This window comes from Pseudomonas sp. REP124 (assembly GCF_020164475.1).
Taxonomy (GTDB): Bacteria; Pseudomonadota; Gammaproteobacteria; order Pseudomonadales; family Pseudomonadaceae; genus Aquipseudomonas.
Window position 1 is genome coordinate 1 of the sequence record NZ_JAIQWX010000201.1, and the last position, 9,345, is coordinate 9,345.

At 56.1% G+C, this 9,345-nt stretch carries 7 protein-coding genes; 5 read left to right on the forward strand and 2 right to left on the reverse strand.

Features of this window, described 5'->3' with window-relative positions:
• From K9857_RS28150 to K9857_RS28160, 3 genes are all read left to right on the forward strand, one after another.
• On the forward strand, positions 1-1,294 hold a 1,294-nt coding region (locus K9857_RS28150), incomplete at its 5' end, for an ATP-binding protein (RefSeq protein ID WP_224541492.1).
• 316 nt (positions 1,295-1,610) lie between these two features.
• On the forward strand, positions 1,611-1,829 hold the full coding sequence (locus tag K9857_RS28155; protein WP_224541494.1) for a hypothetical protein: 219 nt from the start codon (positions 1,611-1,613) through the stop codon (positions 1,827-1,829).
• A gap of 372 nt (positions 1,830-2,201) precedes the next feature.
• A complete protein-coding gene (locus tag K9857_RS28160; RefSeq protein ID WP_224541496.1) occupies positions 2,202-2,948 on the forward strand; it encodes an HNH endonuclease in 747 nt (248 codons plus the stop codon).
• A 514-nt stretch (positions 2,949-3,462) separates the two neighbouring features.
• On the opposite strand, the gene K9857_RS28165 is transcribed toward K9857_RS28160, so the two are convergent.
• Positions 3,463-4,863, reverse strand: coding sequence for a DEAD/DEAH box helicase (locus K9857_RS28165; protein ID WP_224541498.1), 1,401 nt, complete (start codon positions 4,861-4,863; stop codon positions 3,463-3,465).
• Positions 4,860-5,453 carry a hypothetical protein gene (locus K9857_RS28170; RefSeq protein ID WP_224541500.1) on the reverse strand — a complete coding sequence of 198 codons (594 nt, stop codon included), beginning with the start codon at positions 5,451-5,453 and terminating at the stop codon, positions 4,860-4,862. The genes K9857_RS28165 and K9857_RS28170 overlap by 4 nt, the downstream gene beginning before the upstream one ends.
• Before the next feature lie 103 nt (positions 5,454-5,556).
• Between K9857_RS28170 and K9857_RS28175 the strand changes: the two genes are divergently transcribed.
• Positions 5,557-5,763: a helix-turn-helix domain-containing protein gene (locus K9857_RS28175; RefSeq protein WP_224541502.1), complete on the forward strand. Its 207-nt coding sequence runs from the start codon at positions 5,557-5,559 to the stop codon at positions 5,761-5,763.
• Between the two features lie 773 nt (positions 5,764-6,536).
• Complete coding sequence (gene mgtA / locus K9857_RS28180) at positions 6,537-9,254, forward strand: magnesium-translocating P-type ATPase (RefSeq protein WP_224541504.1); 2,718 nt, start codon at positions 6,537-6,539, stop codon at positions 9,252-9,254.
• Positions 9,255-9,345 lie beyond the last annotated feature (91 nt).

The window sequence follows — 9,345 nt, forward strand, 5'->3', positions numbered from 1 at the left end:
GTTCAACCTGCACGACAGCAACCATGAAATCGCCGAAGTCTATGACGCCCAACTCGCCCGCAATGCACGTCTGTTGCAAGGCGTGCTGCGCATGCCGTTGGCCGGCAAGGACCAGAGCGAGTTGTATCAGGCCTTCAACAAGGCCCTGGGTGAGGCCGAGCCCAGAGCCGAGGGTCATCCTTATGAAAGCAAGATCGCCTTCCAGGTCTGGGATCGCAAGGGCGAGGTGCTGGTGCACACCGCCAGCGCGCCCTCTTTCACCGCCCCGCCGACAAAGACCGGCTTCAGCGATGTGGTGGATCTGAACAACCGCCACTGGCGCGCCTTCCTGCTGGAAGACAAACAGAATGATCTGCGGATCTGGGTCGGCGAGCGGGACGATGTGCGTGCCGATCTGGTGGACCGCATCGTGCGTCATACGCTTTGGCCCAACGTTTTGGGCAGTCTGATTCTGGCGGTCATGGTCTGGCTGGCCATCGGCTGGGGTCTAAAACCCCTGGCCGACATGGCGGCGACGCTGCGGGCACGGCACGGCGGTTCGCTGGAACCGCTGCAACTGTCGCCATTGCCCAATGAGCTGGAGCCGATGCAGGCGGCGCTCAACCGCATGCTCGCGCAGATCCAGGAGGTGCTGGGCCGGGAGCGGCGCTTCATCGCCGACGCTGCCCATGAAATGCGCACGCCACTGGCAGTGCTCAGAGTCCACGCGCAAAACCTGATGGAGGCTGAAAATGAACAGGACCGACGCGCCTCCCTGGAGCACTTGATTGCCGGCGTAGACCGCACCAGCCGCCTGGTTAACCAGTTGCTGACGATGGCGCGCCTGGAGCCTCGCGCGGGTACACCACCACCCGAGCCGATCGATCTGGTTGCCACTGTTCGAGACAGCCTGATCCAGATGACACCGTGGCTCTTGAGCAAGGATATTGAGCTGGCGCTCGAGGTCACCGACGACATCGCTTCAGTGCGAGTCGACCCCACGGCCATCGACATTGCCTTGAACAACCTGGTGACCAATGCCGCGAACTTCTCTCCAGTCCATGGGCTTGTCACGGTCGGGCTGAAAAAGATCGAGCATGGCTACGAACTCACCGTGGAGGATGAAGGGCTAGGTATCCGGGAAGAGGAACGCGACCGGCTCTTCGAACGTTTCTACAGCCGGGGAAACGACCAGGGTGCGGGATTGGGACTGACCATCGTTCAGACTATTGCCGCGCGTTATGACGGACAGATCAAACTGGAAAATCGCGCACCGTCAGGATTGCGCGCAACACTTAGAATTTGCTGCGGATGAACCGTCCCGTGAATCTCCCTGAGCCCGCCAATGCGGGCTTTTTCATTTTAGCCAGCAGAGGGATGAACGGATCTCACTCCGCTTCTCGATGATGAGTCGAAAGCGATCACTCTCGAGCGGCTGCTTATGGCCGCTCACTGCCGGTTAAGGTTGCCAGGGGGTTGGGTCAAATCCGTTGCAAACGGCTGGTTAGGTCGATTGCAAATGAATCGTCAAGTCAGTCCTAATACTGAGATGTCAGCGGATAGGGAGAAGTGGCTCCGTCAGCGGCGTGTTCAGTTAGTTTTCCCACACCAGTTACTCAAGGACGATTCACATGCCAGATAACTCTGAAGCCAACATAGCCACAGCGGACGCTCTCACACTGCTCCTGCACAACCAGCACGCCCTAGCGGCGGCCCTTGAAGAAGTGACCAAATGGATCTCAGAGAATGGAGTGGAAAGTGTCTCCGCGAACGCAATGGGGGCAATGGAAACGCTGGATAAGAATGCACGAGCCATCACCGATGCGATTGCGCGCCTACGCCACTCATAGACATCATCTAACGCTCGCTGCCCCTTGCAGGTATCGAATGATTCTGCTGAATCAACCTGTCATCTATCGCTCGTTTCTCTGGATATGATCATTTGAGATGTGGGAAGTCCGGACCCGGATGAAGAGCCTTATTCCTCTCGGGAGGGTAGTGCTCAGAATACATTCCGGTGCTGGATACTGCTTTGCCAAAACTAGACGTTAGAATTGCGCTGGTCTAGTGATCAGGCCCATGAGCACCAGCATGAACAAAGAATTGACCCTAGAAGAGATGCGCGAAGCGTTGTTCGGCGACGCTACTTTTGATAGGGGCGCGGTAGCGACGTCCGGCTGGATCTCTTCGACCGGGGCAGTTGGTTCAAAGGAGCACACCCCGTGCTGGCCGAGATGCGTCGAGAAGTGGAGCTTTACTTGGCGGCCGCCCATGGTACCAAGAAACATGTACCGCATACTCGAGTGTTGCTAGGTCGTCTCTGGTCTCGGTCGCGTACCCACCCATATGCTGACGTGTGGCCTGCGTTAGATGCCATTTGTGAAGTCCCACCACGCGGAACTATCCATGGGGCGGCCATCAAGTCTGCGTTCAGGCGCAGACTTTTGGAGCTGCAGGGAGGGCAGCGTTGTTATTGCCGTCGGTGGCTAGTAGGTACCGCATATGCAAAGCCCATTGAGCACGTATTGCCGCGCCGGCACTATCCGCAGTTCTCCATCGATTTTTGGAATTTGGCGGTGGCCTGCACCGATTGCAACAGTCTCAAAACAGATGATGTGTGGGGCACTATATCGTTTACGCGACGCCGTTATCCAAGAGCCAAGGATTTCACTGAAGCATTTCACCCACGATTTTATCGGTACGATGATCATGTCCGCTATGCTCGATTAGAAACCAACTTAAGCAGCGTTGTGATGTTCACAGGTGTAACTGCCCAGGGAATGCATCTTTGCCGGTCCTTACTTCATCGCATTGCTGCCAAGGAAACGCTGGTCAAGAACAACCCTGATCTGGCGCCTGCAATTGAGCAAATCCGTAATTTTGAATCAAAAGCTGAAGGCTTGCGTCTGACGCGGCTCGATGCGTTTGGCGCAGCACTCGACCAGAGTATTTTGCGTCTGCTTGAGTAGGTTCAATTCGGTTACGTTAGGAGCTAAGTTTATTCGTTGATCTGGGATAACAGGCACTATGCGGAAAGCGGTCCTCACGTCGCATTGCTGACTACGTTGCTAAATTAGAATCCCACATTCGGCTGCGCATTAAAATCTCGAATCTTCATAGTAGGGAGAGATTCGTCGATGCATCGTTAAGGATGGCTGGAGCTAGTTTCCCCGAACAGGTCACCAATGGACACTTGATGCAATACCATATCCAAAAAGCGACTTGCGCGCGCTGAGCGCCCTGCGAGCTGTTGACGTGCTTGCTGTGTTAATTTGCTAGCCATCAATGGCTTGATGAATGTCTGTTTCTTTCGTTTGTTTTTCTGTTTCCGCATAACAACCACTCACATTGGCCGTAAGGCTTTCGTCTGCGACAACCACATCGATGCTGACTCCCAGCTTGCCACTCTCGCTCGGTGCATTCACCGATGGGCTGAAGCGAAGCTTGCTCTAAAAACAACTATGTCGAATCATTACAATCCTCTCAACATACGCTCAACAGCTGAGTTCGGTAGTGTTGTGAAAAATTTAGCTCATAAATGGAGCGCTCGGATGAGCCAGCAATCGAGATGGAATGATCGCTACCCATCCGTGTTATCGCAGCGCCCATTGAGTTGTCGAGGATGGCGATCTCAAGTCCTGTCGTATCCTCTGATTGGTCATCGGCCTGATTCTCGGTGCCAAACTCCGGAGCTCGCACGACGCTTAACACTGCATGATCGTCGGGCAGGTCATCGGCCAAGCGCTCCGAGTAATGCTGGAGTGCGGGCTCTGCGAGAACATACAACCATGCTTCATCATCTGTATCACTCGAGCGCCTGAGAATCCTGCCCAACACTTGGCGGTAATGCAGTTCGGTACGTATACGACTTAAATGACAGCATACTCGCAGCCTGGGTATGTCCGTTCCCTCGCTGATCATGCCTACCGCAATAATCCAGGTGCAGCCCCCATATCTAAAATCATCGATGATTTGGTGTGCGTTCGGCGTCTTGTTGGTTACGACTTGGCACACCTCACCCCCGGCCCGCATGAGCGCAGCTATGGTATGAGCGTGTTCAATGCTTGTGGCAACCACCAGCCCTCCAGCGTCGGGGTAGTGTTTTCGTATCTCGTGCAACTTAGTACATCCCATCGACAAAATTTGCCGCAAGATGTCGTCATGAAAGAGCAAGTCTTCGTAGGATACTGGAGATTCAGAAAGCAGCTTGGCTATGCTCGGAAACGTCGTAACGGTACTTTCAGCGGACAGAGCTTCGGTCAACCTGACCATGTTGTTATCCAACACGACGATACGTGGAGAGCGACATACGCCATCAGCGATTGCCTCCTGCAAACCGTATCGATAGTCACAGATCAAAATTCCGTCGGGCTGAGAATATCGAGCAAGTGCTATTGCTTTGTGGTCAGATCGCCATGGAGTACCCGACAGTGCCAGGGTGAAGGTTGCTCTATCTTGAATCCTTTGGACAATCTGCTGACCCCATGCATTGCTTAGCAGTAGGTCATGACCCGCACAGTGATGAATTTCATCAAAGACGGCGAACACCCGGTAGTCGTCGAACAACCTCCAGAATGCGGCGTCTCGATACTCCATTCCTTGATAGGTGCAAACAGCACCAACGGCACCAATCAACCCATCCAAGCGCCTGCCCAGGACCGCAGAGAAAGTTTTTTGAAAGCCATCCATTGTCTGGCGTGAAGGAGCAAAGCAGAGGATCAGATCTATCTTTTCCTGCTGCAGCAAGTGTTTGGCCAACTCCGCGGCCATTTTTGTCTTGCCGGCGCCGGGAGTGGCCTGACAAAAGAAATGAGGCTGCAGTGTGTAGTGTTGTAAAGCCAGCGCTATGCAGTCGTGTTGCCATACTCTGAGGGAGGATTTCATGCGGCTGAGATCGCCTTAAGCGTATTCTCAATTGCACGCAGATGACCAAGAAGCTTTGAGCTTCTGTCGCGAACCTCTAGATATACCGTTTCAAGACGGCCCTTCAGATGAGGAATTTCCTCAAACAGCTGCTTGTAGCGCTCTGTTTCGCCCATGGATGAGAGCAGATCAAGACGTGTCTCCTTCAGCATTGCTTGAAGGCGAGCCTCATCATCAGGCGAAGCCATTTCCATTGAGCTAGACGAAGGAAGGGGGCTTTCTTTTTCCTCATCTAATGAAATAACCGCGGGTTTGACAATCTTGGGGAAGCTACCATCCACAAGTATGAGCTGTAGTCGCTCAGGCATCTCCAGCATGCGGAAAACTTGTCCCCGCTTTTGACGCTGCTCAGTCATCTCCGCCCAGCCAACCCTGACTAGTCTGCGTATTTGCTCATAAACATAAATTCGCACGTCCGCGAGCCGGTAGCTCGAAGGAGGGAGCAGAGCCGCATACGCATCACGCAGTTGCCGGGTCGTGAAGTCCACAGAAAAATGCTGGCAAAGCAGATCATGTAACTGCCTGTCGAATTCGAACACATCTTGTTTCATGCAGGCATCTCGCTGATCCGCAAACAAAAAATACGGATTATAGTCCGTGGCTGATTCGTCCGCAAACCCTCGATAGTCCTTCCTCATAAGTTTCGAGGCGGCTATGGGGAATCTGGCAAAAGAATTGGGGAAAAAGATTAGGCAAGCGAGGAAAGCGAAAGGTCTATCCCAGGACGTTCTGGCCATGATCTGTGGTGTGGATCGAAGCTACATGGGCCGTATCGAACGGGGAGAGGTAAATATTACGGTTGAAAAGCTGTACCAGATCGCAGAGAGCCTAGAGTCTGCCCCGGCAGAACTATTACCTTAGAAAGTAGGCTCATTTCGTTCGCAATGAATGGGCCTTCTTGAGAACCTGCTTGATTACGTTCACGCCCCCGACAAGGCGCGATCCCAGCTAGCGGCATGAAATGAAGTTTCCATTAAGAGTCGCCTACCAATCCACCGCCGTAATCCGTTCTAGCTCTTTTCCCTAAGCTTCAGTCACAACGAAAAAAATCGCTAGTATCAAGTCCGTGACAATGAATCGTGACGATTGGGGGCATCAGTTCCTCGGCGACAACCTTCTTTTTGTCAGTTCAAATCTTGTTATGAATAAAGCTGGCTCCCTGCTTTTGCGCTTGTGTCCTAATGCCCGTAGTGCGCTAATTTAGTGCGAGCTGTTCAGCTTTTGTGAAAATCGTTCAGGCCTCAGTGAAAAATAAGGATTCCTGAACCCTCCCTGAAGAACCCCGCAATTCCCCCTGCAAGATCCTGCAACAGGTTTACTCTCCAAATACCGGGGCGTAAGCTTCGCGCGTTTTCATCAATAGCGGAGACCCACAGTGGGTACTTGTTCGAGTGACAGTAGTCGGCCGGTTTCGATAACCGGCACCTTCCCGGCAAGATAACGCGCTGAATTTCCGTGCCGTTGTCTCGCCGTAAATGCGAGCAGCGGCTTCCCGATCCCTGACCGGTTCCGGTCGGCTTCCCGACGTCCTCTCATCGACGCTGAACCGTGCGTGATGTTCGACTTGTTGTCGTCATCGCGGCGCACCGACACGCCTGCTCGACGGTCTCCCGGCTGATCCTGGGGGAACTGCCATGAACCTGACCCTGCTCAAGGAATTCTTCGCCGGATTCCTGCGTACCCGCCACATTGCCCGGCACTTCCGTCGCCTGGCGTTGCTGGAAAACTTCACCGACACCACGGTCAGCCGTGAGGTGCCACCGATCCTGGCGCAAACCCTGGTCAGCGCCGCAAGCAGCGACACCGGGCCGCTGCTCGCCCGTCTGGGCAGCCACACCGATGGCTTGAGCGAAGAAGAAGCCGAAGCTCTGCGCGAGCGATTCGGCCTCAACGAGGTCGAGCACGAACAGCCGCTACCTTGGTGGACCCACCTGTGGCACTGCTACAAGAACCCGTTCAACCTGCTGCTGACCCTGCTGGCGGTCATCTCCTGGCTGACCGAAGACATGAAAGCCGCCGTGGTGATTTTCTCCATGGTGGTGCTCTCGACCCTGCTGCGCTTCTGGCAGGAGGCCAAGTCCAACCAGGCCGCCGACGCGCTCAAGGCGATGGTCAGCAACACCGCGACCGTGCTGCGCCGGGACATGCAAGGGCAGGGCGCCCAGCGTCTGGAACTGCCGATCAAGCAACTGGTGCCGGGAGACCTGATCGTGCTGTCCGCCGGTGACATGATTCCCGCCGACTGCCGGGTACTCAGCGCCAAGGACCTGTTCGTCAGCCAGGCGGCGATGACCGGCGAATCGATGCCGGTGGAGAAATTTCCCCGTCAGCAGGACCGCGACACCCTCAACCCGCTGGACCTGGACAACATTCTGTTCATGGGCACCAACGTGGTGTCCGGCACGGCCATGGCGTTGATTCTCACCACCGGCAACGACACCTATTTCGGCGCGCTGGCGCAGCGGGTCGGCGCCACCGATCGTGCACCGACTTCGTTCCAGAACGGGGTCAACAAAGTCAGCTGGCTGCTGATCCGCTTCATGTTCGTCATGGCGCCGTTGGTGCTGTTCATCAACGGCTTCACCAAGGGCGACTGGACCGAAGCGCTGCTGTTCGCGCTGTCGATTGCCGTGGGCCTGACCCCGGAAATGCTGCCGATGATCGTCACCTCGACCCTGGCCAAGGGCGCGGTGTTCCTGTCGCGCAAGAAAGTCATCGTCAAACGCCTGGACGCGATCCAGAACTTCGGCGCGATGGACGTGCTGTGCACCGACAAGACCGGCACCCTGACCCAGGACAGGATCTTCCTGGCGCGCAACGTCGACGTCTGGGGCAACGATTCCGATGACGTGCTGGAAATGGCCTACCTCAACAGCTACTACCAGACCGGTCTGAAGAATCTGCTGGATGTGGCGGTGCTCGAGCACGTGGAAATCCATCGCGAATTGAAGGTGGGCACGGCGTTTCGCAAGGTCGACGAGATTCCCTTCGACTTCACCCGCCGGCGCATGTCGGTGGTGCTCGCCGAGCGTGATCAGCCGCACCTGTTGATCTGCAAGGGGGCGGTGGAGGAAGTGCTGGCGGTGTGCAGCCGGGTGCGTCACGGCACGGTGGACGAGGTTTTAAGCGAAGACCTGCTGGCGCGGATTCGCCAGGTCACCGCCATCTTCAACGCCGAAGGTCTGCGCGTTGTCGCGGTGGCTGCACGGCCGATGATTGAAGGGCGCGATGCCTACAGCCTGGCGGATGAGCAGCAACTGACGCTGATCGGCTACGTGGCATTTCTCGATCCACCCAAGGACAGCACCGCACCGGCGCTCAGGGCCCTGGCCGAGCATGGCGTGGCGGTGAAAGTGCTGACTGGCGACAACGAACTGGTGACCGCGAAGATCTGCCGCGAAGTCGGGCTGGAACAACAGGGCCTGCTGCTGGGCAACGACGTCGAGCGCATGAGCGATGCGGAACTGGCGGTGGCGGTGGAGCACACCAACGTCTTCGCCAAACTGACGCCATCGCACAAGGAACGCATCGTGCGTCTGCTCAAGGGCAATGGCCACGTGGTCGGCTTCATGGGCGACGGCATCAACGACGCCCCGGCCCTGCGCACCGCCGACATCGGCATTTCGGTGGACAGCGCCGTGGACATCGCCAAGGAAGCGGCGGACATCATCCTCCTGGAAAAGAGCCTGATGGTGCTGGAGGAGGGCGTGCTGGAAGGGCGACGCACCTTCGCCAACATGCTCAAGTACATCAAGATGACCGCCAGCTCCAACTTCGGCAACGTGTTCTCGGTGCTGGTGGCCAGTGCGTTCATTCCGTTTTTGCCGATGCTGCCGATGCACCTGCTGGTGCAGAACCTGCTGTATGACGTTTCGCAGATCGCCATTCCGTTCGACAACGTGGATGCCGAGATGCTGGCAGCGCCGCAACGCTGGCAGCCGGCGGATGTGGGGCGGTTCATGCTGTTTTTCGGGCCGATCAGCTCGGTGTTCGACATCACCACTTATGCGTTGATGTGGTACGTGTTCGGTGCCAATTCGCCGGAGCATCAGACGTTGTTCCAGTCTGGCTGGTTCGTGGTGGGGTTGCTGACTCAGACGTTGATCGTGCACATGATTCGCACGCCGAAAGTACCGTTCCTGCAGAGCCGTGCGGCGACGCCGTTGATGGTGATGACCGGGATTATCATGGCGGTGGGGATCTTTTTGCCGATGGGGCCGTTGGCGCATTACTTCAAATTGCAGGCGTTGCCGGGGTTGTATTTTGTGTTCTTGCCGGTGATTTTGCTGGCGTATATGGGGCTGACGCAGGCGGTGAAGGGGTTCTATATTCGGCGGTTTGGGTGGCAGTGAAGTTGTTCATTGTGGGGCAAGTTCCCCTGTGGGAGCGGGCCTGCTCGCGAGCTTTTTGATGGTGTACATATCCGTTGCTGCGGTAACGGCC

Bases quoted from the DNA above. Each gene is read 5' to 3' on its own strand.
- K9857_RS28170 (WP_224541500.1), bottom strand. From the start codon at position 5,453: ATGAAACAAGATGTGTTCGAATTCGACAGGCAGTTACATGATCTGCTT.
- K9857_RS28155 (WP_224541494.1), top strand. From the start codon at position 1,611: ATGCCAGATAACTCTGAAGCCAACATAGCCACAGCGGACGCTCTCACA.
- K9857_RS28175 (WP_224541502.1), top strand. From the start codon at position 5,557: ATGGGGAATCTGGCAAAAGAATTGGGGAAAAAGATTAGGCAAGCGAGG.
- mgtA (WP_224541504.1), top strand. From the start codon at position 6,537: ATGAACCTGACCCTGCTCAAGGAATTCTTCGCCGGATTCCTGCGTACC.
- K9857_RS28165 (WP_224541498.1), bottom strand. From the start codon at position 4,863: ATGAAATCCTCCCTCAGAGTATGGCAACACGACTGCATAGCGCTGGCT.